The sequence below is a fragment of the Rhizobacter sp. AJA081-3 genome (assembly GCF_017795745.1).
Lineage (GTDB): Bacteria > Pseudomonadota > Gammaproteobacteria > Burkholderiales > Burkholderiaceae_C > Piscinibacter.
In genome coordinates this window covers 4,057,741-4,083,516 of sequence record NZ_CP059067.1, presented here as the reverse complement: position 1 = coordinate 4,083,516, position 25,776 = coordinate 4,057,741, and the positions used below count along the sequence as shown (strand labels likewise).

Sequence of the window (25,776 nt, the reverse complement as noted above, 5' to 3'; positions counted from 1 at the left end):
GCGGCTCCGCGGATCAGTAGCGGTAGGTGTCGGCCTTGTACGGGCCCTGCTTGGGCACGCCGATGTACTCGGCCTGCTCGTCCGTCAGCTCGGTCAGCATGGCGCCGACCTTCTTCAGGTGCAGGCGCGCCACCTTCTCGTCCAGGTGCTTGGGCAGCACGTAGACCTTGCCGTTCTCGTAGTAGTCGCTGTGCGTGAACAGCTCGATCTGCGCGATCGTCTGGTTCGCGAACGACGACGACATCACGAAGCTCGGGTGGCCGGTGGCGCAGCCCAGGTTCACCAGGCGGCCCTTGGCCAGCAGGATGATCTTCTTGCCGTCCGGGAAGACGACGTGATCGACCTGCGGCTTGATCTCGTCCCACTGGCACTTCTCGAGGGCCGCGACGTCGATCTCGTTGTCGAAGTGGCCGATGTTGCAGACGATGGCTTCGTCCTTCATCGCCGCCATGTGCTCGTAGCGGATCACGTTCTTGTTGCCGGTGGCCGAGACGAAGATGTCGGCCTTGTCGGCGGCGTATTCCATCGTCACGACCTTGTAGCCTTCCATCGCCGCCTGCAGGGCGTTGATGGGGTCGATCTCGGTGACCCAGACCTGGGCCGACAGGGCGCGCAGCGCCTGCGCCGAGCCCTTGCCCACGTCGCCGTAGCCGGCCACGCAGGCGACCTTGCCGGCGATCATGACGTCGGTGGCGCGCTTGATCGAGTCGACCAGCGACTCGCGGCAGCCGTACAGGTTGTCGAACTTGCTCTTGGTGACGCTGTCGTTCACGTTGATGGCACGGAACATCAGCGTGCCCTTGGCCGACATTTCCTTCAGGCGGTGCACGCCGGTGGTCGTCTCTTCGGTCACGCCGATGATCTGCGCGCCCTTGCGCGAGTACCAGGTCGGGTCCTGCGCCAGCTTGGCCTTGATGGCGGCGAACAGGCAGGTCTCTTCCTCGCTGGTCGGGCGTGCCAGCAGCGAGGCGTCCTTCTCGGCGCGCTTGCCCAGGTGCATCAGCAGCGTGGCGTCGCCGCCGTCGTCGAGGATCATGTTCGGGCCTTCGCCGTCGGTGCCCTTGGCGCCGAACTCGAAGATGCGGTGGGTGTAGTCCCAGTAGTCGGTCAGCGTCTCGCCCTTGTAGGCGAACACCGGCGTGCCGGTGGCCACCAGCGCGGCGGCGGCGTGGTCCTGCGTGCTGAAGATGTTGCACGAGGCCCAGCGCACCTGCGCGCCCAGCGCCTGCAGCGTCTCCACCAGCACGGCGGTCTGGATGGTCATGTGCAGCGAGCCGGTGATGCGCGCGCCCTTCAGGGGCTGGCTCTTGGCGAATTCCGATCGGATCGCCATCAGGCCGGGCATCTCCGTCTCGGCGATCTTGATTTCCTTGCGGCCCCAGTCGGCGAGGGCCATGTCGGCGACGGCGTACTGGTCGTTGTGCAGCGGCTTGAGAACAGCGTTCATGTGAGGCTCCAGAAGTGATGGAACCCGCACCGGGACACGTCAGGGGACTTGTTCAATCTCACCCACGAGGTCTGATCGTGCGGGTGAGCGCGGTTGCATGAAAGGCTTCCGAGCCTGGGGCCTGAGTGCAGGCCTTGCAACGCTCCTCGGAACGGGACGGATTCTAGCAGCGGCCCGCGAACCGCGCGTCGGCCCGGGTCGACGCCGCGGCACCGAGTCGGTAACCTCGCACGAATGGAGCCGTTGCGGGTGGTCGTCATGGGGGTCAGCGGCTGCGGCAAGAGCAGCCTCGGCCAGGCGCTGGCGCAGGCGCTGGGCGCCGGGTTCATCGAGGGCGACCGCCACCATCCGCCGGAGAACGTCGCGCACATGGCCGCTGGCGTGCCGCTCACCGATGCCGACCGCGCCGGCTGGCTGGCCACGCTGGCCGATCTGCTGGCGCAGGCCCGGCAGGACGGCCGCCCGGCGGTGCTGGCTTGCTCGGCGCTCAAGCGGGCCTACCGCGACGTGCTGCGCCGCGCCGGCCCGCTGCACTTCGTGCTGATGACGGCGCCGCGCGAGGTGCTCGCGCAGCGCCTGGCCGCGCGCAGCGGCCACTACATGCCGGCCTCGCTGCTGCCCAGCCAGCTCGCCACGCTGGAGCCGCCGCAGGCCGACGAAGCGGCCATCGTCGTCGATGCGACACGGCCGCTGCCCGTCCTCGTGGACACTGTGCTCGCGCAGCTGCGTGCATCGACCACTCAAACTCTCGCACCATGAACGTTCTCGACAGTTTTCGCCTCGACGGCCGGCTCGCGCTGGTCACCGGCTCCTCCGCGGGCCTCGGCCTGGCCATCGCCCGCGGCCTCGCGCAGGCCGGCGCGCGTGTCGTGCTCAACGGCCGCGACCCCGCACGATTGGCGCAGGCCGAAGCGCAGTTGCGCGGCGAGGGCCTGGAGGTCGTCTCGCGCGGCTTCGACGTCACCGAGCGCGCCGCCGTCGATGCCGCGATCGCCGGAATCGAGCGCGAACTCGGCGCCATCGAGATCCTCGTCAACAACGCCGGCATCCAGCGCCGTGCGCCGTTCCAGGACTTCGCGCAGGCCGATTGGCAGGAGCTGATGCGCACCAACCTCGACAGCGTGTTCCAGGTCGGCCAGGCGGTGGCGCGCTGCATGATCCCGCGCGGCCGCGGCCGCATCATCAACATCTGCTCGGTGATGAGCGAACTGGGCCGCCCGGGCATCGTGCCCTACACCGCCAGCAAGGGCGCAGTGAAGATGCTCACCAAGGGCATGGCGGTCGACCTCGGGCCGCTGGGCATCAACGTCAACGGCATCGGGCCGGGTTACTTCAAGACCGAGCTGAACCGCAAGCTGATCGACGACCCGGCCTTCAGCGGCTGGCTGATCGGGCGCACGCCGAGCCGGCGCTGGGGCGAGGTGGAAGAGCTCGCCGGCGCGGCGGTGTTCCTGGCCAGCGAGGCCGGTCGTTTCGTCAACGGCCACATCCTCTATGTCGACGGCGGGCTGACGGCCAGTGTCTGAGCCCGTGCCACGGCCCGCGTCGCTCTCGACCGCCGCCTTCGCCACGCTGCTGCTGATCGCGCTGCTGATGGGCGCGAACCACGTGGCGGCGCGTGTCGCCTTCAACCACGGCGTCGACGTCGCCACCGCAGTCGTCTTCCGCAGCAGCATCACCGCGCTGGTGGTCGGTTTGCTGCTCGTCGTGCAGCGCGTGCCGATCCGCCTGAGCGCGAAACACCGCCGCGCGCTGCCGGCCATCGGCGTGCTGATCGCCGTGCAGAGCCTGTGCCTGTATTCGTCGGTGGCGCGGCTGCCGGTGGCGCTGGCGCTGCTCGCCTTCAACACCTACCCGCTGTGGACGGCGCTGTGGGCACGTCTCGTCTACGGTCACCGCCCCGAGCGCCGCGTGCTGCTGGCGATGCCGGTGATGCTCGCCGGCCTGGCGCTGGCGTTGGACGTGTTCGGCGCCGCCTCGGGCCTCGGTGCGGCAGGGCAGTGGAGCCGCATCGGCGCCGGGGTGGCCTTCGCGCTGGCGGCGGCGGCCACCTTCGGCCTGGCGCTCGTCTTCACCCAGCACGAGGCAGGCGATCTCGACGGACGCCTGCGCACCGCCACCACCATGGGCCAGGTGGCGCTGCTCGCGCTGCTCGGCGTGGCGGTGCAGGGCGGCTTCCACCTGCCGAACGCTTCTGCCGGCTGGTGGGGCCTGGTCGGCCTGACGCTGCTCTACGGCACCGGCTTCACGATCATGTTCACCGTGCTGCCGCGCCTGGGCGTGGTCGGCAACTCGGCGATCATGAACGTCGAGCCGATCTTCGCGCTGGTGCTGGCCTGGGCCGTGCTCGGCCAGTCCATCGCGCCCTCGCAGGTGGCCGGCGGCCTGGTGGTCGTGGCGACCGTGATGTGGCTGGGCCTGCGCCGGCGCTGATCAGGCCGCCCGCGGCCGCGCGCCGCGCGTGTTCAGGTAGACGGCGTACAGCGAGGTCGTGCCGCAGATGAACAGCCGGTTCAGCTTCGCGCCGCCGAAGCAGACGTTGGCCACCGTCTCGGGGATCAGGATCTTGCCCAGCAGCGTGCCGTCTGGCGCATGGCAGTGCACGCCGTCGCCGGCCGACAGCCAGAGGTTGCCGTGCACGTCCACGCGCAGGCCGTCGTACAGGCCCACCGGGCAGGTGGCGAACACCTCGCCGCCCGACAGCGTTCCGTTCGTGCCGACCTTGAAGCGCCGCACGTGGTGCGGGCCGTCAGCCTGGTGCGTGGCGCCGGTGTCGACGATGTACAGCAGCGATTCGTCGGGCGAGAAGGCCAGACCGTTGGGCTGCACGAAGTCGCCAGCCACCACGCTGATCGCACCGCTGGCGCCGTCGATGCGGTAGACGCGGCTGGCGCCGATCTCGCCAGGCGCCGCGTCGCCCTCGTAGTCGCTGTCGATGCCGTAGCTCGGGTCGGTGAACCAGAGGCTGGCGTCGCTCTTGACGATCACGTCGTTGGGCGAATTGAAGCGCTTGCCGTCGAACTGCGCGGCGAGCACGGTGCGCGTGCCGTCATGCTCGGTGCGCGAGACGCAGCGGCCGCGGTGCTCGCAGCTCACCAGACGGCCCTGCAGGTCCACGGTGTGACCATTGGTGTTCATCGCGGGCTGGCGGAACACCGACACCGAGCCGTCGGTCTCGTCCCAGCGCAGCATGCGGTCGTTCGGGATGTCCGACCAGACCAGGTAACGCCCAGCGGCGAACCAGGCCGGCCCTTCGGCCCAGCGGCAGCCGGTCCAGAGCTCCTCGACGTGCACGTTGGGAAAGGCCAGCTTTCGAAAGCGCGGATCCAGCACCTCGAAGCTTTCGGTGAGTTCGATGACCATGCCTGCCTCCCGAAACGAATGGATCAGTCCGAATGGCGCCGACCGCGCCCGTAGACGAGCAGCATCGTGATGATCACGACGCCGTAGATGATCTGCCGGCCCATCTCGGGGATCTGCATCACCGACAGGATGGACTGCAGCAGCGTGATCAGGATGACCCCGACCACGGTGCCGAGGTAGGAGCCGCGGCCGCCGAGGATGTTGGTGCCGCCCAGCACCACTGCGGCGATGGCCGGCAGCAGGTAGGCGTCCCCCATCGCCTGGTAGGCCTTGGTGGAGTAGCCGGTGAGCAGCACGCCCGCCGCCGCCGAGCAGGCGCCGGCGATCACGAAGCACATCAGCACCACGCGGCGCGTGTCCACGCCCGACAGGTAGGCGGCGCGCTCGCGGTTGCCCACCGCGTAGATGGAGCGGCCCAGCGTCGTGCGGTGCAGCAGGAACATCGTCGCCGCACCGACCACGAACCACACCAGCAGCGCGTTCGGGATGCCCAGCAGCGAGCGGCCGGTGGCGATCATGTGCATCGCCGGGGTGGAGCGGTCCTGCGGCGCGAAGCCGCCGGTCTGCACCACGATCAGCCCCTGCGCCACGGCATTGATGCCCAGCGTGAAGATCATCGAGGGCACGCGCAGGTAGGCCACGCCGAAGCCGTTGACGGCGCCGAGCAGCGCGCCGCAGGCGATGCCGAAGGGGATGGCGATGGCCTCGCCCGTCGCGCCCCACCAGCCGGCCGCGGCGGCCGACATCACGCCGCCCACCGTCACCAGCCAGGGCACCGACAGGTCGATGCCGCCGAGCAGGATCACCAGCATCGCGCCGGTGGCGATGACGCCGAGGAAGGAGGCGATCTGCAGCTGCAGCAGCAGGTAGTCGGCCGAGAGGAAGTTCTGCGAGTACATGCTGCCCACGAGCAGCAGCACCACCGTGCAGCCGGCCGCGGCCAGCACCGGGATCTGGCCGGAGCGCTTGAGTCGCAGTGCGAGCGCGGTCATGCGTGCCTCACTTGAACAGGTCCAGCCGGTTGCTCACCTTGAGCAACTGCAGCGAGCCCAGGCTCACCGCGGCGAGCAGGATGAAACCCTGGAACAGCGGCTGCCACAGCGGCTCGAGGTCGAACACGAACAGCAGGTCGCCGATGGTGCGCAGCACCAGCGCGCCGAACACCGAGCCGATCGCCGTGCCCGCGCCGCCGGCCAGCGAGGTGCCGCCGATCACCACCGCGGCGATCGAATTCAGCGTGTAGACGCCGCCGATGGTCGACGAGGCCTCGCCGGAGTAGGTCACGAAGGTCAGCAGCAGCCCGCCGATGGCGGCCAGCAGCCCGGCCAGCGTGTAGGCGATCAGCTTGGTGCGGCCGATGTTCACGCCCGACATGTAGGCCGCCGCTTCCGAGGAGCCGATGGCCAGCGCCGCGCGGCCGCTGACCGAGCGGCGGTAGGGCACCCACACGAGCAGCACCACGGCGACCAGCACCACCCCCATCGCCGGGATGCCGCCGGGCAGCGAGCCGGTCAGCGCATCGGCCAGGCCGGCGTGCACGTCGCCGCCGGGCACCGGCCGCAGGCCCAGCGCGATGCCGTAGTAGACCGTGCCGGTGGCCAGGGTCGTGATGATCGGCTGAAGCCGGCCGTAGACGATGATCGCGCCGTTGATCCAGCCGCACAGCGCGCCGACCGCGAGCACCGCGACCACGCCGACGGCGGCCTGCAGTGGCGTGCCCACCACCAAGTGCGAGGCGACGCAGTTGGCCAGCACGAACACCATGCCCACCGACAGGTCGATGCCGGCGGTGAGCACCGGCAGCGTCTGCGCCATCGCCACGATGGCCAGCAGCACGCCTTTGTTCGCAGCCGTGGTGATCACCGGCGCCGTCCAGCCGGCCTGGTGGTTGAGGATGTACAGCGCGAAGATGACGATGAACATCGCCGCCGCGGCGTAGGCGCCCTTGTGCTCGCGCAGGTGGAACTTCCAGTCATCACTCATGCTGCCGCCGCCTCCGTCGTCGTCAGGTTCAGGGCGCTGGCCACCAGCGCACGTTCGGTCAGCTCGTCGCCGGCCAGCCAGCGCACGATGCGGCCGTCGAAGAACACCGCGACGCGGTCGCAGCAGCCGATCAGCTCGGCATAGTCGGTCGAGTACAGCAGCACAGCCGCGCCTTCCTCGGCCAGGCGGCGCAGCAGCGCGTAGATCTCCTGCTTGGTGCCCACGTCGATGCCGCGTGTCGGGTCGTTGAGCAGGATGATGCGCGGCGCGTTCATCAGCCACTTGGCGATCACCACCTTCTGCTGGTTGCCGCCCGACAGCGTGCCCACCGGCGCCGACAGGTCGGGCGCCTTGATCGACAGGCGCTTGACCATGTCGTCGGCCGCGCGCAGTTCCGCGCCGCTGGCCACGATGCCGGCCCGGCTGAGCCGGTCGAGCGCGGCGAAGCTGAGGTTGTCGAGCACCGACATCGGCAGCATCAGGCCGTCGGTCTTGCGGTCTTCGGGCACCAGCGCGATGCCGATGTCGTCGCGCTTGGCCTGCTTGGGGCTGTGCAGTTGCACCGGCCGGCCCTCGAGCTTGAGTTCGCCGGCCACGCCGCGCAGCACGCCGAACAGGGCGAGGAAGAATTCGCGCTGGCCCTGGCCGTCCAGGCCACCCAGGCCGACGATCTCGCCCGGCCGCGCCGTCAGGTCGATGTCGTGCAGCCGGCCCTGCCACGACAGCCCGCGCGTCTCCAACGCCGGCGCCCGAGCCGTGAGGCCGGCCTGCGCCGGCGGCTTGGGCGGGAAGGCATGCTCGATGTCGCGGCCGATCATCATCTCGACCGTCTGCGCATCGCTCTGGGTGCCGGCCTCGAAGGTGGCCACGTGCTGGCCGTTGCGGAACACCGAGCAGTCGTCGGCCAGCTCGGCGATCTCGTTCATGCGGTGCGAGATGTAGACGATCGCCATGCCCTCGTCGCGCAGCCGCTTGAGCAGCGTGTAGACGCGCTGCACATCGGCAGCGGTGAGTGCCGAGGTGGCCTCGTCGAGGATGAGGATCTTCGGCTCGCGCGACAGCGCCTTGGCGATTTCCACCATCTGGCGGCGCGACAGCGACAGGCTGCCCACCGGCGCGAGAGGGTGGATGTCCTCCGCGCCGGCGCGTGCCAGTGCTGCCTCGGCGATGCGGCGCTGTTCCTTGCGGTCGATCAGGCCGAAGCGCCGCGGCGGGTTGGTGATGCAGATGTTGTCGGCGACGCTCAGGTCGGGCATCAGCGACAGTTCCTGGAAGATGCAGGCGATGCCGGCCGACACCGCATCCTGCGGGTGCGCGAAGCGCCGCTCGCGCCCCTCCAGCACGATGCGGCCCTCGTCGGGCTGCACCACGCCCGACATGATCTTGATCAGCGTCGACTTGCCGGCGCCGTTCTCGCCGAGCAAGGCATGGATGCGCCCCGGCGCACAGGCAAAGCGCGCGCGCTCGAGCGCGCGCACCCCGCCGTAGCGCTTGGAGACGTCGACCAGTTCGAGGATCGGCGTCATCGAGGCCCGATCAGTTGTTCTTTTCGTCCTTGGACATGATGTCCTGGGCCTTCAGGTTCACGCCGCAGGTCGGGAACTCATTGGTGGTGAAGAAGTTGTCGGTCAGCTCCGGGAAGTAGTTCTCGCCGGCCTTGAAGTTCGGGTGCTGCGTCTGCGGGATCGGCACCGAGATCAGCTGCGGCATCACCTTGCCCTGCAGCGCAGCGACGGCGGCCTTCATCGAGATCGCCACCAGGCCTGGCGACTGGCCCAGCGAGTTGCAAATCAGGCCGTCCTTGGCGCGCTCGGCGCACAGCTTGCGGAAGCCGTTCTCCGACTCGCCGGCCACCGGGATCATCGGGTGCTTGGCATCGATCAACGCGCGCACGGCGCCGGTGGAGCCGCCCTGCACGATCATGCCGTCGAACTTCTTGTGCACGGCCACGGCGTCGGCCACCACCTTCTGCGCGGTGCCGTCGTCCCAGTTGCCGACCACCTCGACGATTTCGAACTTGTTGCCCGGGGCCTCGACGACCTTGCGGAAGCCGACGTGGCGGTCGCGGTCGACCGAGTTGCCGGGCAGGCCGCGCACCTCGAGCAGCTTGCCGGTCTTCTTCGGCAGGTGCTTGATCATCCAGTCGCCGTAGGCGGTGCCCAGGCCGGTCTGGTCTTCGTTGACCTGCATGACCTCTTCGCTGTCGAGCACGTTGTCGAACGGCACCAGCACGACACCGGCGGCGTTGGCGCGCTTGATCACCGGCGCGAAGGCCGTCGGGTTGACGGCGATGGTGATGATGGCGTCATAGCCGGAGTTGATGAAGTTGTCGATCGAGGCGATCTGCGCGGCCACGTCGGTGCCCGTGGAGACGATCTTGAACTCCTTGATGTTGCCCTTCATCTCCGGCGTGGCCGCGTAGGCCTTGGCCATCTTGATCATCTGGATGCGCCAGGTGTTGCCGACGAAGCCGTTGGCCAGCGCGATGCGGTACGGGCCCTTCTTGGCGGGCCACTGGAAGTACTTGGTCTGGTCGGTCCAGGGCTTGAAGCAGCCGGGGTTCTCGCCCGGGCCCTTGACGACCGCGGGGCCGGCGGCCAGCGCGAGGGTGGATACCGAGAGGGCCGCGACGGCGGCGGCGATGCGGGTGTGGAACAGCATTCGAGTCTCCTGAGTGTTGTGGTTAGCGTCGCCTACGTTGAAATGCCCCGACGCCGGGCTCGAAATCAATGGTTGTCTCTGGGCACGAAAGAACCGCGCTTGCCGACCAGGAAGTCGAGGTCGACGCCTTCGTCGGCCTGCAGCACGTGATCGACGTAGAGCTTCCAATAGCCGCTGGCCAGCGGCGGCGCGGGCGCCTTCCAGTCGGCCAGGCGGCGCGCAAGCTCTTCGTCGCTGATGAGCAGCTGCAGGCGCCGCTTCGGCACGTCGAGCTCGATCATGTCGCCGTTCTTCACCACCGCCAGCGGCCCGCCAGCGGCGGCCTCGGGCGCGGTGTGCAGCACCACGGTGCCGTAGGCGGTGCCGCTCATGCGCGCGTCGCTGATGCGGACCATGTCGGTGATGCCCTTGCGCAGCACCTTGGGCGGCAGCGGCATGTTGCCCACCTCGGCCATGCCGGGGTAGCCCTTGGGGCCGCAGTTTTTCAGCACCAGCACGCAGCTCTCGTCGACGTCGAGGTTCTCGTCGTCGATGCGCTTGTGGAAGTCCTCGATGTCCTCGAACACCACCGCGCGGCCGGTGTGCACCATCAGTTTGGGCGTGGCCGCACTCGGCTTGATGACGGCGCCGCGCGGCGCCAGGTTGCCGCGCAGCACGGCGATGCCGGCCTTGTCCTTGAAGGGCGTGGCCAGCGGCTTGATGACTTCGGTGTTGAAGTTCTCGGCGCTCGCCACGTTCTCCGCCACGGTCTTGCCGCTGGCAGTGACGATGTGCGTGTGCAGCACCGAGGAGATCTCCTTCATCACCGCGGGCAGGCCGCCGGCGTAGCAGAAGTCCTCCATCAGGTACTTGCCGCTGGGCTGCAGGTTGACCAGGCAGGGCAGCTCGCTGGCCAGGCGGTCGAAGTCGTCGATCGTCAGCTTCACGCCCACGCGGCCGGCCATGGCGATCAGGTGGATCACCGCGTTGGTCGAGCCGCCGATGGCGGCCAGCGTCTTGATCGCGTTCTCGAAGGCCTCGCGGGTGAGGATCTTCGACAGCAGCTGGTCCTCGTGGACCATGTCGACGATGCGCCGGCCGGCGTTGCGCGCCAGCACGTTGCGACGGCCGTCGACCGCCGGGTAGGCGGCGTTGCCGGGCAGGCCGACACCGAGCGCCTCGACCATGCTCGCCATCGTCGAGGCCGTGCCCATGGTCATGCAATGGCCGTGGCTGCGGTGCATGCAGCTCTCGGCGTCGAAGAAGTCGGCCAGCTTGAGCGTGCCGGCGCGCACTTGCTCGCTCATGCTCCACACGCCGGTGCCCGAGCCGAGTTCCTGGCCGCGCCACTTGCCGTTGAGCATCGGCCCGCCGGAGACACCGATGGTCGGCAGGTCGACGCTCGCCGCCCCCATGATCAGCGAGGGCGTGGTCTTGTCGCAGCCCATCAGCAGCACGACGCCATCGACCGGGTTGCCGCGGATGCTTTCTTCCACGTCCATGCTGGCGAGGTTGCGGTACAGCATCGCAGTAGGCCGCAGCAGCGTCTCGCCCAGCGACATCACCGGGAACTCGAGCGGGAATCCGCCGGCCTCGTACACGCCGATCTTCACCTGCTCGGCCAGCGTGCGGAAGTGCGAGTTGCAGGGCGTCAGTTCGCTGAAGGTGTTGCAGATGCCGATGACCGGACGGCCGTCGAACTGGTCGTGCGGCACGCCCTTGCCCTTGACCCAGCTGCGGTAGGCGAAGCCGTCGCGGTCCTGGCGGCCGAACCACTGCTGGCTGCGCAGTTCGTGCGGGGCCTTCTTCTTCGTCATGGATGCTCCTGGGGTCAGCCGTGCGCCGGCGGCAGCGCGTTGATGCCGGCGACGAAGTCGGCCAGCATCGGCACGAAACGCTCGCCCTGGCCGGCGGCTTCCATCGCCGCGAAGAGGTTCTTCACGTCGGCCTGGATGGGATTCACCGCGCCGAGCTCGCCGGCCATGCTGGCGAGGTATCGCATGTCCTTGTGCGCGTTGCTGATGGTGAAGCGGTGAGCGTTCTCGTCGTGGTTCAGCGACCACTGCATGAAGGTGTCGTAGAAGGGGCTGCGCATGCGCCCCGAGCCGATCACCGAATGGAACTGCTCGATCGACAGCCCGGCCTTGCGCGCGATCGCCATCGCTTCCGAGTACAGCGCGGCGTAGCCCATCGCGACGAAGTTGTTGATCAGCTTCATCTTGTGGCCCAGGCTCACCGGCCCGAGGTGCACCACCTGGCCGGCCCAGCAGCGAAGCACCGGCTCGATGCGCGCGAAGATCTCGGGCGCGGCCCCGACCATGGTGTCCAGCGTGCCGGCCTCGGCCTCCTTGGGCGTGCGCGACAGCGGCGCGTCGACGAAGTGCACGCCGCGCGCCTGCGCCTCGGCGGCCAGCGCCAACGTCGACACCGGGTTGGAGGTGGAGCAGTCGATGATGATGGCACCCGCCCTCGCGCCGGCGAGCAGCCCGTCGGGACCGCGCATCAGCGCCTCGACCTGCGGCGAGCCGGTCACGCACAGGTGCACGATGTCGCAGGCCTGGGCGACTTCGCGCGCCGTGGCGGCCTCGGTTGCGCCGAGCGACTTCAGGTGCTCCACGGGCTCGCGCTTGCGGTGGCCCATGATCACCAGCGGGTAGCCCTTGGTGACCAGGTTCTTCGCCATGCCGTGGCCCATCAGGCCCACGCCGATGAAGCCGATCACCGGCCGTGCGTCGCTCATCGCATTACTCCTTCACCGAGCCGGTCATTCCCGAGACGTAGTGCTCGACGAAGAACGAGTACACGAAGGCCACCGGCAGCGAGCCGAGCAGCGCCCCGGCCATCAGCGGGCCCCAGTGGTACACGTCGCCCTCGACGAGTTCGGTGACCACCCCGACCGGCACCGTCTTGTTCTCCGACGAGGAGACGAAGGTCAGCGCGTAGATGAACTCGTTCCAGCTCAGCGTGAAGGCGAAGATGCCCGCCGAGATCAACCCCGGCACGGCCAGCGGCAGCACGATCTTGATGAGGATCTGCCAGCGGCTCGCGCCGTCGATCAGCGCGCACTCTTCCAGCTCGTAGGGGATGGAGCGGAAGTAACCCATCAGCAGCCAGGTGCAGAACGGGATCAGGAAGGTCGGGTAGGTGAGGATCAGCGCCCAGCGCGAGTCGAACAGCCCGAGCTTGACGACGATGGCCGCCAGCGGGATGAACAGGATCGAGGGCGGCACCAGGTAGGCCAGGAAGATCGCGCCGCCGGCCGGCTTGGCGCCCTGGAAGCGCAGCCGTTCGATCGCGTAGGCGGCCATCACCGAGGCCACCAGCGACAGCGCGGTGGAGACCACCGACACCACCACCGTGTTCCACAGCCAGGCCGGGTACTCGGTCTTGAACAGCAGCTTCTCGAAGTGCGCCAGCGTCGGCTGGATGATCCAGAACGGGTTGCCGTCGCGCGAGAGCAGTTCTGCGTCGGGTTTCAGCGAGGTGACCACCATCCAGTAGAACGGGAACAGCAGCACGAACACGAAGATGCCGATGGGGATGTACATCGTCACCCAGCGGCGCGGCACGGACTGCAGGTAGTCCATGCCGACGATGTCGTCGTTCACATTGCTCATGCGGAATGACTCACTTGTCGCCGCCCTGCTGCCAGGCGCGGCGCTGCAGCCCGAAGTAGCTGAACATGATGGCGGCCAGCAGGAAGGGCACCATCAGCGTGGCGATGGCCGCACCCTCGGCGAGCGCTCCGCCGGAGATCGCGCGCTGGAAGGCCAGCGTGGCCATCAGGTGGGTGGCGTTCAGCGGGCCGCCGCGCGTGAGCACGTAGATCAGCTGGAAGTCGGTGAAGGTGAACAGCACCGAGAAGGTCATCACCACCGCGATGATCGGCGACAGCAGCGGCATCGTCACGTGGCGGAACTGCTGCCAAGGCGTGGCGCCGTCCAGCGCCGAAGCTTCGTAGTACGAGGGCGAGATGGTCTGCAGCCCGGCCAGCAGCGAGATCGCCACGAACGGGATGCCGCGCCACACGTTGGCGACGATGGTCGACAGCCGTGCGTTCCACGGGTCGCCGAGGAAGTCGATGTAGCCGTCGATCCAGCCCATCTTCACCAGCACCCAGCTGATCACCGAGAACTGCGAGTCGTAGATCCACCAGAAGGCGATGGCCGACAGCGCGGTCGGCACGATCCACGGCAGCAACACCACGGCGCGGAAGAAGGACTTGAAGGGCAGGTTCTTGTTGAGCAGGATCGCCAGCCACAGGCCGAGCCCGAACTTCAAGATGCTGGCGATGACGGTATAGAAGAGCGTGTTGAACAGCGCGAGCTGCGTCACGCTGTCGCCGACCAGGAAGGAAAAGTTCTCCAGCCCGATCCACTCGCCCGGGCGGCCGATCTTGGCGTCGGTGAAACCGAGCCAGGTGCCCAGCCCGAGCGGGTAGGTCAGGAACAGCAGCAACAGCACTGCGGCGGGCATCATGAATGCCCACCCCAGCGCGTTGCGGTTGTTCTGGAAGCGTTCCAGGAAGTTCATCAGACTTTGTAGTAACGCTCGGCGCGCTTCTGCGCCCGTTCGGCGGCTTCCTTGGGCGTCTTCGAGCCGCTGGCGGCCTCAGCCACCATGTTGACCACGATGAAGTCGGCGCCCGCACCGGCCGAGGCGTAGCCCAGCTTGCCCGCATACCCTGCCGGCCGCATGTTCTTCACGCAGTCGCGGTAGGCGGTGTGCTTCGGGTCGGACGTCCAGATCTCCGTCTTCGAGTAGGCATCGAGCGGATGGGCGATGTAGCCGCCCGCCGCCGTCAGCCACGGGTCGAACTGCTCTTTCTCCATCATGAAGCGCAGGAACTCCTTGGCCGCCTGCGGGTACTTGGTGTACTTCATGATCATCTGGTTGAAGAAGAGGTGCGACTCGGTCGGCACGCCCACCGGCCCGATCGGATAGGGCGCGTGGTGGATGTCCTCCTTCATCGCCATGATCTTCTCGTCCTTCGAGTTCTTGGCGGCGTAGTAGATCGAGATGCCGTTGTTGGTCAGGCTGACCTGGCCGTCCAGGAAGGCCTTGTTGTTGTTCGGGTCCAGCCACGACAGCGTGCCCGGCGCGAACGTGGCGTACATCTCCTTGGCGTACTCGAGCGCCTTGAGCGTCTCGGGGCTGTCGATCACGACCTTGTTGTCCTTGTCGACCAGCTTGCCGCCGTGCGACCACAGCAGCCAGTTGCACCACAGGCCGTCACCGGTGGCGTTGCCCAGCGCGAAGCCGGCGGGCGTGCCCTTCTCCTTCATGGCCTGCAGCAGCTTGAGGAAGCCTGCGGTGTCCTTCGGCACGCCGTCGAAGCCGGCAGCCTTCACATGGCTCTGGCGGTACACCAGCATCGCGCCGGCGGCGCCGAGCGCCACGCCGATCCACTTCTTGCCGTCGGGCTTGAGGTAGGCCTCGCAGGCCGGGTACCAGCCGCCGTACTTCTTGCCCAGGTACTCGCACAGGTCGGTGACGTCGAGCAGCTTCTCGGGGTAGAGGTTGGCGTCGTCGTTGGTCGACAGGATGATGTCCGGGCCGGCGCCGGTGTTGGCGGCCACCGCGGCCTTCGGGCGCACGTCTTCCCAGCCTTCGTTGTCGACACGCACCTCGACGCCGGTCTTGGCGGTGAAGGCGGCGACGTTCTTCATGTACTGGTCGATGTCGCCCTGGACGAAGCGGCTCCAGCGCAGCACGCGCAGCTTGGCGCCCTTCTCGGGCTTGTAGGCCGGTGCGGATTGCGCATGCACGGACGGTGCAAAGACGGCGCCGGCGGCCACGCCGGCGGTGCCTTCGAGGAAGCGGCGGCGGTTGAAGTTGTCCATTGCGTGAGTCTCCTTGCTCTTCGGTTGCGGTGCGTCGTGGGCACCTGGGTGTGAATGGGGGTCGGGTCAGGCGGCCAGGCGCTTGCCGCTGCCGGCATCGAACAGGTGGGCGCGCTGCAGGTCGGGCCGCAGGTGGATGGTGCTGCCCGGCGCGAAATCGTGGCGGTCGTGGAAGACCACGGCCATCTCGGTGCCGTGGTGGCGACAGGCGACGAAGGTGTCGGCGCCGGTGGGTTCCACCGTCACCACCTGCGTCGGGATGCCGCCGGAGGCATCGAGCTCCAGGTGCTCGGGCCGTGTGCCGTAGATGACCGGCTGGCCGTCGACGCCGGCAGCGTTGGCGGGTGCCTCGACCTGTGTTCCGTCGGCCAGTTCGACGCGGGCGGTGCTGCCCGCGCGGCGCAACGTGCCGGGCAGGAAGTTCATCGCCGGCGAACCGATGAAGCCGGCCACGAACAGGTTGGCCGGGTGGTCGTACAGGTCCAGCGGCGCGCCGGACTGCTCGATGCGGCCGTCCTTCATCACGACGATCTGGTCGCCCATGGTCATGGCCTCGATCTGGTCGTGCGTGACGTAGATCGAGGTGGTCTTCAGGCGCTGGTGCAGTTCCTTCAGCTCGGTGCGCATGGCCACGCGCAGCTTGGCGTCGAGGTTGGACAGCGGCTCGTCGTAGAGGAACACCTGCGGGTCGCGCACGATCGCGCGGCCCATCGCCACGCGCTGGCGCTGGCCGCCGGAGAGCTGGCGCGGGAACCGGTCGAGCAGTTGCGCGAGGCCGAGGATCTCGGCCGCGCGGCCGACCTTCTGGTCGATGGTGGCCTGGTCGCGCTTGGCCAGCATCAGCGAGAAGGCCATGTTGTCGCGCACCGTCATGTGCGGGTACAGCGCGTAGTTCTGGAACACCATCGCGATGTCGCGCTGCTTGGGCGGCACGTCGTTGACGCGCTTGTCGCCGATCAGGATGTCGCCGCCGCTGATGTGCTCGAGGCCGGCGATCATGCGCAGCAGGGTGGACTTGCCGCAGCCCGACGGGCCGACCAGCACGGTGAACGAGCCGTCGGGGATCGAGATGTCCACGCCATGAAGTATCTCGACGTCGCCGAAGCGCTTCTTCGCCGCCTGGATGGTCACGTTGGCCATGCCTGTTGCCCTTGGGTCTGTGCTGTTGAACCTGGGCAAAGTTGTATGATAACCTGATGACCATGTCAATCGGTCCCGTCCCGGTCAGTGCTTCCACGGTGCCAGGCGGCGGCCGCCTTGTCGCCGAGCGTCTGTCGGACCGGCTCGCCGCGCTGCTCTCGGCGCAGCTCGAGGGCGGCACGCTGCGGCCCGGCGACCGGTTGCCCAGCGAGCAGCAGATCGCGGTGTCGCACGGCGTGTCGCGCACCGTCGTGCGCGAGGCGGTGCACCAGCTCAAGTCGCGCGGCCTGCTGCTGTCGCGCCAGGGATCGGGCGTGTACGTGGCCGAGCCGGCGGTCAACCAGCCGCTGGCCTTCGACCCCACGGTGCTGGATTCGGTCGATGCGGTGGTGCACGTGGTCGAGGTGCGCCGCGTGCTCGAGGGCGAGATCGCCGCCATGGCCGCGCAGCGCGCCACGCGCGCGCAGATCGCCACCATCAAGCGGGCGCTGGCCGCGATCGATGCCGCCGAGGCCGACGGCCGCGACGGTGTCGACGAGGACCTCGCCTTCCACCGCGCCATCGGCGAGGCCACCGGCAACCCGCAGTTCAGCCTGCTGCTCGGCTTCTTCGAGCAGTACCTGCGCGAGGGCATGCGCATCACCCGGGGCAACGAGGCCCGCAGGAAGGACTTCATGGAACAGGTGCGCAACGAGCATCGCCTGATCGTCGATGCGATCTCGCGCCACGATGCCGCCGCGGCGCGGCGCTGCGCCACGCAGCACATCCAGCACGGCGAGCGCCGGCTCGAGCTCGGCGGCGTGATCGTGCGCCAGCGCGCCACCAAGCGCACGGCGCCGCGCGGGGTGTCGAAGTGAGCGCCGTGAGCGCGCCTGCAGCGGTGCTCGGCGTCGTCGGCCTGGGCTCGATGGGCTACGGCGCGGCCGTGTCGGCGATGAAGCGTGGCGTGGCCACCTGGGGCCTGGACATGACCGAGGCGGCGCGCACGCGCTTCTCCGCGGCCGGTGGGCAGCTTGCCGCGTCGCTCGCCGATCTCGCCGCGCGCTGCGACGTGGTGCAGGTGCTGGTGGTCAACGCGGCGCAGACCGAGGCGGTGCTGTTCGGCGCCAACGGCGAGCCCGGGCTGGACACGCTGCTGCGCCGCGGCGCGGTGGTGATCGCCTCGGCCACGGTCGACCCGGCGCTGCCGCCGCAGTGGGAAGTGCGTCTCGCAGAACACGGTATCCACCTGATCGACGGCCCGGTGTCCGGCGGTGCGAAGAAGGCCGCGGACGGCCAGATGACGGTGATGGCTTCCGGCAAGCCCGAAGCCTTCGCGGCCGCTGGCGCGGCGCTCGACGCGATCGCCGGCAAGGTCTACCGCCTGGGCGACAAGGCGGGCGTGGGCTCGACGGTGAAGATGGTCAACCAGCACCTGGCCGGCGTGCACATCGCCACCGCCTGCGAGGCGATGGCGCTGGGCATGCGCGCCGGTGCCGACCCGACGCAGCTCTACGAGGTGATCTGCAACTCGGCCGGCATGAGCTGGATGTTCCAGAACCGCGTGCCGCACATCCTCGACGGCGACTACACGCCGCTGTCCAGTGTGAACATCTTCGTCAAGGACCTGGGCATCGTGCTCGATGCGGCGCGCAAGCTGGCCTTCCCGCTGCCGCTGGCCGCGGCGGCGCACCAGCTCTACCTGGCCACGGCCGCGGCCGGCCATGGCAACGAGGACGATGCGGCGGTGGTCAAGTTCTACGCCGAGCTCGCCGGCCTCGAGCTGCCGGCCAAGGCCTGACGAGAGCCAAGAGAGAAGGGGGACGAGACATGCCGCGCTTCGCCGCCAACCTGTCGATGATGTATGGCGAGCACGCCTTCCTCGACCGCTTCGCCGCGGCCCGGGCCGATGGCTTCGATGCGGTCGAGTACCTGTTCCCCTACGAGTTCCCGGCGGCCGAGATCGCCAGGCGCCTGTCCGACCACGGCCTGCAGCAGGCCCTGTTCAACGCGCCGCCCGGCGACTGGGCCGCCGGCGAGCGCGGCCTGGCCTGCCTGCCCGGGCGCGGGGAGGAGTTCCGAACTGGCGTGCTGAAGGCCATCGAGTACGCCCATGCGCTGCGCTGCCCGCGCGTGCACCTGATGGCCGGGTTGCTGCCCAAGGGGCATGACCGTGCCTCGCTGCGCGACACCTATGTCGAGAACCTCGCCTGGGCGGCCGAGCAGGACCGCGGCATCGACTTCCTCATCGAGCCGATCAACACGCGCGACATCCCCGGCTTCTTCCTGAACCGGCAGGACCACGCGCACGAGATCGTGCACGTCGCCGACGCGCCGAACCTGAAGGTGCAGATGGACCTGTACCACTGCCAGGTCGTCGAGGGCGATCTGGCGATGAAGATCAGGCAGTACCTGCCCACCGGCCACGTCGGCCACCTGCAGATCGCCGGCGTGCCCGAGCGGCACGAGCCCGACCTCGGCGAGCTGAACTACCCCTATCTCTTCGCGCTGATCGATTCGCTGGGCTACACCGGCGTGATCGGCGCCGAATACCGGCCACGCGCCGCCACCTCGGCCGGGCTCGCCTGGTTCCAACCCTACAAGAAGGATCGATAAAGCGATGAAACTGCTCATCACCGGCGGCGCCGGCTTCGTCGGCGCGCGCCTGGCGCGCACGCTGCTCGCCCGCGGCACGCTGGCCGGCGCGAAGATCGACCATGTCGTGCTCGCCGACCAGTTCGCGCCGCCGGCCGACCTGATGGCCGATGCGCGCGTCAGCGCCCGCACCGGCGCGCTGCTGTCGCAGGCCGCGGCGCTGGCCGACGAAGGCTTCGACGGCGTGTTCCACCTCGCCTCGGCGGTGTCGGGCGAATGCGAGTCCGACTTCGACCTCGGCCTGCGCAGCAACCTCGACACCACGCGCGCGCTGCTCGACGGCTTTCGCCACGCGGGCAAGGCCCCGCGCCTGGTCTTCAGCAGCTCGGTGGCGGTGTTCGGGCCGGACCCGGCCGTGCCGCTGCCGCCCATCGTCACCGACACCACGCTGCCCGCGCCGCAGACCTCCTACGGCACGCACAAGCTGGTCTGCGAGCACCTGGTGGCCGACTACACGCGCAAGGGCTACATCGACGGCCGCAGCGCGCGGCTGATGACGGTGACGGTGCGCCCGGGCAAGCCCAACGGCGCGGCCTCGTCCTTCTTCAGCGGCATCATCCGCGAGCCGCTGGCCGGCGTGGAGTCGGTGTGCCCGGTGTCGCCCGAGGTGTCGCATCCGGTGTCGTCGCCGGGGCGCACGGTGGACGCGCTGATCGCCGTCTACGAAGCCAGCCGCGAGGCCTTCAACGGCCGCACGGCGATGAACCTGCCGGCGCTGAACGTGAAGGTCAGCGAGATGCTCGAGGCGCTCGAGCAGGTGGCCGGCAAGGCGGTGCGCGCACGCGTGCGCTTCGAGCGCGACGAGCGCATCGCCGGCATCGTGGCCAACTGGCCCACCGGCGCCACCGCCGGCCGCGCCGCGGCGCTGGGCCTGAAGCCCGACACCTCGTTCGCCGACATCGTGCGCCAGTACATCGCCGACTGCGAGACCGGCCCGAACGCGGCCGAGGCACTGAAAGGGCTCGCGCGATGAACCAGCTCGACCTCAACGGCCGCGTCGCCGTCATCACCGGCGGTGCGCAAGGCATCGGTTACGCCACCGCCGAACGCATGCTGCTCTCCGGCGCCACCGTGGTGCTGTGGGACATCGACGCCAAGGCGCTGGCTGCGGCACGCGAGTCGCTGTCGGCGCTCGGCACGGTCGACACGGCGCTGGTCGAACTGACCGACGCCGACGCGGTGCTCGCCGCCGCCGGCGCGGTGATGCGCACGCAGGGCCGCATCGACATCCTCGTCAACAACGCCGGCATCACCGGCGGCAACGCCACCACCTGGGAGCTCGACCCGGTGATGTGGCGCCGCGTGATCGAGGTGAACCTCGTCGCGCCCTACCTCGTGTGCCGCGCCGTGGTGCCGCAGATGCTGCAGCGCGGCTACGGCCGCATCGTCAACGTGGCCTCGGTGGCGGGCAAGGAAGGCAACCCGAACGCCTCGCACTACAGTGCATCGAAGGCCGGGCTGATCGCACTGACCAAGTCGCTCTCCAAGGAACTGGCCACGCAGGGCATCCTCGTCAACGCGGTGTCGCCGGCGGCAGCGAAGACGGCGATCTTCGACCAGATGTCGCAGCAGCACATCGACTTCATGCTCGGCAAGATCCCGATGGGCCGCTTCGTGCAGGTGGGCGAGATCGCCGCGCTGATCGGCTGGCTGTCGTCGGAGGATTGCTCGTTCAGCACCGGTGCGGTGTTCGACATCTCCGGCGGGCGCGCGACCTACTGACGCAGGCCCCGCGCCTCACGCCACCCGGTAGCGCTCGACAGCGGCCTCGTCCCAGTCGATGCCGCTGCCGGCGGCCTCGGTCAGCACGGCCTGGCCGTTCTCGATCTTCAGCGGCTCGCGCAGCACCGGCTCGGCCCAGTCCACGTACTCCAGCCAGTGGCACGTCGGCGAGGCAGCCAGCAGGTGCGCGCTGACCTCGGGGAACAGGTGGCTGGAGATCGGCAGCGCGGCCGCATCGGCGATGGCCGCGGCGCGCATCCAGCCGGTCACGCCGCCGATCTTCATGGCGTCGGGCATGCCCAGATCGCTGGCGCCGAGCGCCACGCAGCGGGCCATGTCGTGCGGCCCCCACCAGTTCTCGCCCATCTGGATACGCAGCCGCGTGCGGCTGCGGATCTGCGCATGGCCGGCGTGGTCGTCGGCGCCTGTGGGCTCCTCGATCCAGGCCAGGCCCGAGTCGGCCAGCACGTCGAGCCGGTGCACGGCCTCGGCCACCGAGAGGCCCTGGTTGTAGTCGGACATCAGCGTCACGCCGTCACCCACCGCGCCGCGCACGGCGCGCACCACCGCGGCATCGGCCTGGGCATCCGCATAACCGAGCCTCACCTTGATGGCCTGGAAGCCGGGGGCAGTGAGCTTCAGCGCCTCGACGGCCGCGCGCTCGGGCCCGATGAGGCCCAGGCCGTTGCTGTTGTAGGCGGGAACGGGCCGCGGCGCGCTGCCGAGCAGGCGCACGAGTGGCACGCCCTGTGCGCGCGCCAGCGCATCCCAGGCCGCCATGTCGAGGCCGGCCAGCGCCATCGCCACCGGCCCCTTGGCGCCGAGCAGGCGGAACTGCCGCTGCAGCTTGCGGTCGAGGTCCAGCGGCGCCACCGTATCGCCGCGGATCAGCGGCAGCAGGTTCTCCAGCATCCGCACGACTGGCCCCAGCACCAGTGGCGTGTAGCAGAACAGGTAGGTCGAGCCGGTGACACCCTCGTCGGTGAGCAGGTCGATCAGCGCCAGCGGCGCGATGCCCACCGTGCCACCGCCGGTGACCAGCGGCAGCTGCATCGGCAGGTGCACGCCGCGCACGCGCAGGCCGGCGATGGTGAGGCGAGGAGGCTGGTTCATCGGCAGCCCAGCAGGTCGGCCAGCGCCATCAGTCCGTTCGCCGACACGTCCACCGGCACGCTGGCCGACGTCTCGCCGATGCCTGGGCCGTGTTCGTCGGGCCGCGCGATGAAGGCGGTGCGCAAGCCGGCGGCGGCCGCCGCGGCGAGGTCGGACGAATGCGCGGCGACCATCATCGCCTCGCCCGGCGCGCAGTCGAAGGCGTCGGCCGCGCATTGGTAGACGACGGCCTTGGGCTTGTAGTCGCGCGCCAGCTCGGCGCCGGTGATGGCGTCCCAGTGCCAGTCGTTGCGGCGCGCCAGGTCGGCCATCAGCGAGATGTTGCCGTTGGAGCAGGGCGCCAGGCGGTACTTCAGGCGCAGCCGCGCCAGGCCGGGCGTGACGTCGGGCCAGGCATCGAGGCGATGCCAGGCGAAGTTCAGTTGTTGCCGCGCCGCTTCGTCGACGTGATCGAGGCCGAAGGCCTTCAGGACCACGTCGAGGTTGCGCCGGTGCAGTACATCGAGCTTGGAGAAGGGCAGGCGGCCGCTGCGCACTTCTTCCATCGCCGGCTGGTACTGCTCGCGCCACGCGTTGGCGAAGGCCGCGCCGTCGACCGCGAAGCCGCGCGCGGCGAGCTGGCCGTGCACCTCGCGGGCGATCGAGCCGTGCCAGTCGACCAGCGTGCCGAACACGTCGAAGAGCAGCACCTTCACTTCGTCCATGGCCGAAGCATAGCGCCGCAGGGCCGTGCGAGACTTGCGGCCATGCCCGCGTTTTCACGCCCGCTCGCCGACTGCCCCGATGCCGCGCTGCGCCCGGTGGCCGGGGTGCTCACCGACATCGACGACACGCTCACGCACGAGGGCGCCATCGAGCCCGAGGCGCTGCAGGCGCTGGCCGATCTGCGCGCGGCCGGCCTGCCGGTGATCGCCATCACCGGCAGGCCGATGGGCTGGAGCGAGCCCTTCGCGCGCGACTGGCCGATCGACGCCATCGTCGCCGAGAACGGCGCGGTGGCGCTGTTCATGGAAGGCGGCCACCTGCGCACCGAGTACGCCCAGGACGAGGGCACGCGGGCGCACAACGCGCAGCGCCTGGCCGCGGCCGCGCAGCGCGTGCTTCGCGAGGTGCCGGGCGCCACGCTGGCGCGCGACAGCGCCGGGCGCGTCACCGACATCGCCATCGATCACAGCGAATTCGTCCACCTGAGCGCCGGGCGCATCGATGCAGTCGTTGCGATCATGCGCGAGCAGGGCATGAACGCGACCGTCAGTTCCATCCACGTGAACGGCTGGTTCGGCTCCCACGACAAGCGCAGCGGCGCGCAGTGGATCGTGCAGCGCCTGCTCGGCCGCGAGGTCGAGGCCGAACGCGGGCGCTGGGTCTACGTGGGCGACTCGACCAACGACCAGCTGATGTTCGAGCACTACCCGCTCAGCGTGGGCGTGGCCAACCTGATGCGCTTCGCCGAGCAGCTCACGGTGTGGCCGGCGTGGATCACGCAGGCCGAGCGCGGCCGCGGCTTTGCCGAGTTGACCGAGCGCCTGCTGGCCGCGCGCTGCGCAGTCCGATGAGCGACAAGGCGCGCGACACCTTCATCACCGCCGCGGCGCTGGCGCTCGGCGCGGCCATCTCGCTCGGGCTGGCGCGCTTCTCCTATGCGCTGCTGCTGCCGCCGATGCGCGCCGATCTCGGCTGGAGCTACTTCACCGCCGGCGCGATGAACACCGTCAACGCGGCCGGCTACCTGGTCGGTGCCTTGCTGCTGCCGCGCGCGCTGGCGCGTTTCGATGCGCGCACGTTGCTGCTGGCCGGCGGCTTCGGCACCGCGCTCGTGCTCGCCGCGCACGGCCTGGTGCGCAGCGACACGTGGCTGTATGCGTTGCGTGGCCTGGCAGGCGTCTGCAGTGCCGCGACCTTCGCCACCGGTGGCCTGCTCGCGGCGCGGCTCGGCCAGACACCGGGGGCGAAGCCGGCGCTGGTGCTCGGCCTGTACTACGGCGGCACCGGGCTGGGCATCATCGCCTCGGCGCTGATCGTGCCGCCGCTGAGCTGGCCTGGCGCCTGGGTGGCACTGGCCGTGATGGCGCTGCTCGCCAACGCGGTGATGGCGCATGGCACACGCTCGCTGGCGGCCGCGCCGGCCGCCGCGCCGGCGCGCGGCGAAGGCTTCCGCGCGCGCGACTTCGCCTTCGGCCTGCTCGGCTACCTGATGTTCGGCCTGGGCTACATCGGCTACATGACCTTCATCGTCACGCTGCTGCGCGAGCAGGGCGTGGGCAGCGCGGTGATCGTCGCCTTCTACGTGCTGCTCGGTGCCGGCGTGATCGCCTCGTCGTGGCTGTGGGCGCCGCTGTTGCAGCGCTTTCGCGGCGGCCAGCCGCTGGCCGTGCTCGATGCGCTGCTCGCCGTGGCGACGCTGTTGCCGGTGCTCAGCGCGCATCCGGTAGCGGTGTTCGCCTCGGGCGCGCTGTTCGGCGCGGTGTTCCTGTCGGTGGTGGCGTCGACCACGGTGCTGGTGCGCCACAACCTGCCGCCGGCGGCGTGGCCCGCGGGCATCGCGGCCTTCACCATCGTCTTCGCGGGCGGCCAGATCGTCGGCCCGGTGCTCGTCGGCTGGGTGGCCGACGGCCCCGGCGGCCTGGTGCGCGGGCTGGCGCTGTCGGCCGGCGTGCTGGCGCTCGGTGCGGTGCTGGCCTCACGCCAACGCGCGCTACCGAACGCGCCGGCGCACTGAGCGGCGGCAGCGAGTCTCAGGCCAGGCCCAGAAAGCCGTTCAGTCGCGCCAGCTCGGCCTCGAGTTCGCGGCGGAAGGCCGCCTCGCGTGGCGCGCGCCCGGCGACGTAGCCGAACTCCGCTTGCAGCCGGCCCTCGGCCAGGCTCAGGTTGCCCCAGCCGATCACCTGGTCGCGCCACAGCAGCGGCAGCGCGTAGTAGCCGAGCTTGCGTCTGGGCGCTGGCGTGTAGGCCTCGAAGCGGTAGGCCCAGCCCCAGAAGAGCTCGAAGCGGCGGCGGTCCCACACGACGGGGTCGAAGGGCGCGAGCAGGCGCACGCGCTCCGCTGCGTCGCCGGAGCGCTGCCGTTCGCCGGCGGGCCAGTACCAGTCGATGCCGTCGACCTTCGCGTGCGCGAGGCGGCGCTTCGCGCGCGCCAGTGCCGCAGCGCGTTCGCCTCGCCATTGCGGCGTGCCGCCGCCGCACAGGTGGCTGACCAGCTGGCCCAGCGTGGCGGCGGGCAGCGGCGCGTACTTGGCGACGACCACGTCGACCAGTGCGTCGTGCGCCGCGCGCGGGTCGGCCGGTGGCGGCGTGGCCTCGCGCGCGGCATACAGGCGCACGCCGCCCTCGCGCCGGGCGATGCGCAGCAGGCCGCGGTAGTGCATGCCGTCGAGCAATTGCGTGCTCGCGTTCGAGGAGCCGCCGAACCAGTTGATCGTCTTGCCGTGCGCGAACTCGGCATCGACCTCGCGCGGGTGCACCACGCCGCGCTCGCGCACGAACTCGAGCACCGCCTGCGCCTGCTTCCAGCGCGGCTTCGTCCACACGGTGCGCGGCGTTCGAGGGTGCATCAGGTGGTGCGTGTCGCGCGGCAGGAAGCCGTAGTTGACGAAGAAGTCTTCCTCGATCGGCAGCCGCGCGTAGCGGCGCTCCAGGTCGCCGGCGCGGTAGCCGGCGACGCGGTGGCGCAGCGTGAGGTCCTGTGCCCGCGCCGGCGCACGGATCGGGTCGGCCTGCACGAAGCCGAGCTTCGCGATGGCGCGGGGCAGCGTGGTCGGGGTGAAGAGGCTGCGCGCCAGGGCGTGGCGGCGCAGGTCGTCCAGCGTCAGGCTCATGCGCCGGCATTGTGGTGCAGGCCGGCCCCCGGTCTAACGGCGGCATAACGCGAACCTGCGTACAACCCGGGGGTGC

At 69.6% G+C, this 25,776-nt stretch carries 25 protein-coding genes and 1 riboswitch; of the genes, 10 read left to right on the top strand and 15 right to left on the bottom strand.

Annotation, left to right across the window (positions count from 1 at the left end; all coding sequences use genetic code 11):
• Nucleotides 1–13 precede the first annotated feature (13 nt).
• Complete coding sequence (ahcY, locus tag HZ992_RS19260) at nt 14–1,447, bottom strand: adenosylhomocysteinase (protein WP_209383433.1); 1,434 nt, start codon at nt 1,445–1,447, stop codon at nt 14–16.
• A gap of 78 nt (nt 1,448–1,525) precedes the next feature.
• A riboswitch (S-adenosyl-L-homocysteine riboswitch) is annotated at nt 1,526–1,601 on the bottom strand.
• 80 nt (nt 1,602–1,681) lie between these two features.
• Between ahcY and HZ992_RS19255 the strand changes: the two genes are divergently transcribed.
• From HZ992_RS19255 to HZ992_RS19245, 3 genes are all read left to right on the top strand, one after another.
• Nucleotides 1,682–2,206, top strand: a complete 525-nt coding sequence (locus tag HZ992_RS19255) for a gluconokinase (RefSeq protein ID WP_209383432.1) — start codon at nt 1,682–1,684, stop codon at nt 2,204–2,206.
• A complete protein-coding gene (locus tag HZ992_RS19250; protein ID WP_209383431.1) occupies nt 2,203–2,973 on the top strand; it encodes an SDR family NAD(P)-dependent oxidoreductase in 771 nt (256 codons plus the stop codon). Before HZ992_RS19255 ends, HZ992_RS19250 begins: the two co-directional genes overlap by 4 nt.
• 67 nt (nt 2,974–3,040) lie before the next feature.
• The gene (locus HZ992_RS19245) at nt 3,041–3,880 is read left to right on the top strand and encodes a DMT family transporter (protein WP_209387235.1); all 840 of its coding nucleotides are present in this window, start codon (nt 3,041–3,043) and stop codon (nt 3,878–3,880) included.
• Here the strand turns inward: HZ992_RS19245 and HZ992_RS19240 are convergent, their stop codons facing one another.
• From HZ992_RS19240 to HZ992_RS19190, 11 genes are all read right to left on the bottom strand, one after another.
• The gene (locus tag HZ992_RS19240) at nt 3,881–4,810 is read right to left on the bottom strand and encodes an SMP-30/gluconolactonase/LRE family protein (protein WP_209383430.1); all 930 of its coding nucleotides are present in this window, start codon (nt 4,808–4,810) and stop codon (nt 3,881–3,883) included.
• Between the two features lie 23 nt (nt 4,811–4,833).
• Nucleotides 4,834–5,802 carry an ABC transporter permease gene (locus HZ992_RS19235; RefSeq protein ID WP_209383429.1) on the bottom strand — a complete coding sequence of 323 codons (969 nt, stop codon included), beginning with the start codon at nt 5,800–5,802 and terminating at the stop codon, nt 4,834–4,836.
• Nucleotides 5,803–5,809: 7 nt separating this feature from the next.
• Nucleotides 5,810–6,793 carry an ABC transporter permease gene (locus HZ992_RS19230; protein WP_209383428.1) on the bottom strand — a complete coding sequence of 328 codons (984 nt, stop codon included), beginning with the start codon at nt 6,791–6,793 and terminating at the stop codon, nt 5,810–5,812.
• Nucleotides 6,790–8,319 (bottom strand): sugar ABC transporter ATP-binding protein, encoded by a 1,530-nt coding sequence (locus HZ992_RS19225; protein ID WP_209383427.1) that lies wholly within the window; start codon nt 8,317–8,319, stop codon nt 6,790–6,792. The genes HZ992_RS19230 and HZ992_RS19225 overlap by 4 nt, the downstream gene beginning before the upstream one ends.
• A 10-nt stretch (nt 8,320–8,329) precedes the next feature.
• Nucleotides 8,330–9,454 (bottom strand): sugar ABC transporter substrate-binding protein, encoded by a 1,125-nt coding sequence (locus HZ992_RS19220; protein ID WP_209383426.1) that lies wholly within the window; start codon nt 9,452–9,454, stop codon nt 8,330–8,332.
• A 65-nt stretch (nt 9,455–9,519) separates the two neighbouring features.
• Nucleotides 9,520–11,250, bottom strand: coding sequence for an IlvD/Edd family dehydratase (locus HZ992_RS19215; RefSeq protein ID WP_209383425.1), 1,731 nt, complete (start codon nt 11,248–11,250; stop codon nt 9,520–9,522).
• 14 nt (nt 11,251–11,264) lie between these two features.
• The gene (locus HZ992_RS19210) at nt 11,265–12,173 is read right to left on the bottom strand and encodes an NAD(P)-dependent oxidoreductase (RefSeq protein WP_209383424.1); all 909 of its coding nucleotides are present in this window, start codon (nt 12,171–12,173) and stop codon (nt 11,265–11,267) included.
• A 4-nt stretch (nt 12,174–12,177) separates the two neighbouring features.
• Nucleotides 12,178–13,050: a carbohydrate ABC transporter permease gene (locus HZ992_RS19205; protein ID WP_209383423.1), complete on the bottom strand. Its 873-nt coding sequence runs from the start codon at nt 13,048–13,050 to the stop codon at nt 12,178–12,180.
• 10 nt (nt 13,051–13,060) lie between these two features.
• Nucleotides 13,061–13,966 (bottom strand): carbohydrate ABC transporter permease, encoded by a 906-nt coding sequence (locus HZ992_RS19200; protein WP_209383422.1) that lies wholly within the window; start codon nt 13,964–13,966, stop codon nt 13,061–13,063.
• Nucleotides 13,966–15,276 (bottom strand): ABC transporter substrate-binding protein, encoded by a 1,311-nt coding sequence (locus tag HZ992_RS19195; RefSeq protein WP_209383421.1) that lies wholly within the window; start codon nt 15,274–15,276, stop codon nt 13,966–13,968. The genes HZ992_RS19200 and HZ992_RS19195 overlap by 1 nt, the downstream gene beginning before the upstream one ends.
• 66 nt (nt 15,277–15,342) lie before the next feature.
• Nucleotides 15,343–16,416, bottom strand: coding sequence for an ABC transporter ATP-binding protein (locus HZ992_RS19190; protein ID WP_209383420.1), 1,074 nt, complete (start codon nt 16,414–16,416; stop codon nt 15,343–15,345).
• A gap of 62 nt (nt 16,417–16,478) precedes the next feature.
• Here HZ992_RS19190 and HZ992_RS19185 point away from each other — a divergent pair, with 62 nt between their 5' ends.
• The 5 genes from HZ992_RS19185 to HZ992_RS19165 are packed head-to-tail and all read left to right on the top strand — an operon-like array spanning nt 16,479 to nt 20,772.
• A complete protein-coding gene (locus tag HZ992_RS19185) occupies nt 16,479–17,273 on the top strand; it encodes a FadR/GntR family transcriptional regulator (protein WP_209383419.1) in 795 nt (264 codons plus the stop codon).
• A 5-nt stretch (nt 17,274–17,278) separates the two neighbouring features.
• Nucleotides 17,279–18,196: an L-threonate dehydrogenase gene (gene ltnD / locus HZ992_RS19180; protein ID WP_371816754.1), complete on the top strand. Its 918-nt coding sequence runs from the start codon at nt 17,279–17,281 to the stop codon at nt 18,194–18,196.
• A 29-nt stretch (nt 18,197–18,225) separates the two neighbouring features.
• Nucleotides 18,226–19,011 (top strand): 2-oxo-tetronate isomerase, encoded by a 786-nt coding sequence (gene otnI / locus HZ992_RS19175; RefSeq protein WP_209383418.1) that lies wholly within the window; start codon nt 18,226–18,228, stop codon nt 19,009–19,011.
• A 4-nt stretch (nt 19,012–19,015) separates the two neighbouring features.
• Nucleotides 19,016–20,023 carry a D-erythronate dehydrogenase gene (denD, locus tag HZ992_RS19170; protein WP_209383417.1) on the top strand — a complete coding sequence of 336 codons (1,008 nt, stop codon included), beginning with the start codon at nt 19,016–19,018 and terminating at the stop codon, nt 20,021–20,023.
• Nucleotides 20,020–20,772 carry an SDR family NAD(P)-dependent oxidoreductase gene (locus tag HZ992_RS19165; RefSeq protein ID WP_209383416.1) on the top strand — a complete coding sequence of 251 codons (753 nt, stop codon included), beginning with the start codon at nt 20,020–20,022 and terminating at the stop codon, nt 20,770–20,772. Before denD ends, HZ992_RS19165 begins: the two co-directional genes overlap by 4 nt.
• A gap of 15 nt (nt 20,773–20,787) precedes the next feature.
• Here the strand turns inward: HZ992_RS19165 and HZ992_RS19160 are convergent, their stop codons facing one another.
• Nucleotides 20,788–21,885 (bottom strand): enolase C-terminal domain-like protein, encoded by a 1,098-nt coding sequence (locus HZ992_RS19160; protein ID WP_209383415.1) that lies wholly within the window; start codon nt 21,883–21,885, stop codon nt 20,788–20,790.
• Nucleotides 21,882–22,589, bottom strand: coding sequence for a haloacid dehalogenase type II (locus HZ992_RS19155; RefSeq protein ID WP_209383414.1), 708 nt, complete (start codon nt 22,587–22,589; stop codon nt 21,882–21,884). The genes HZ992_RS19160 and HZ992_RS19155 overlap by 4 nt, the downstream gene beginning before the upstream one ends.
• A gap of 42 nt (nt 22,590–22,631) precedes the next feature.
• Between HZ992_RS19155 and HZ992_RS19150 the strand changes: the two genes are divergently transcribed.
• Complete coding sequence (locus HZ992_RS19150) at nt 22,632–23,441, top strand: HAD-IIB family hydrolase (protein ID WP_209383413.1); 810 nt, start codon at nt 22,632–22,634, stop codon at nt 23,439–23,441.
• Nucleotides 23,438–24,604 (top strand): YbfB/YjiJ family MFS transporter, encoded by a 1,167-nt coding sequence (locus tag HZ992_RS19145; protein WP_209383412.1) that lies wholly within the window; start codon nt 23,438–23,440, stop codon nt 24,602–24,604. The genes HZ992_RS19150 and HZ992_RS19145 overlap by 4 nt, the downstream gene beginning before the upstream one ends.
• A 16-nt stretch (nt 24,605–24,620) precedes the next feature.
• Here the strand turns inward: HZ992_RS19145 and HZ992_RS19140 are convergent, their stop codons facing one another.
• The gene (locus HZ992_RS19140) at nt 24,621–25,700 is read right to left on the bottom strand and encodes a DNA glycosylase AlkZ-like family protein (RefSeq protein ID WP_209383411.1); all 1,080 of its coding nucleotides are present in this window, start codon (nt 25,698–25,700) and stop codon (nt 24,621–24,623) included.
• Nucleotides 25,701–25,776 lie beyond the last annotated feature (76 nt).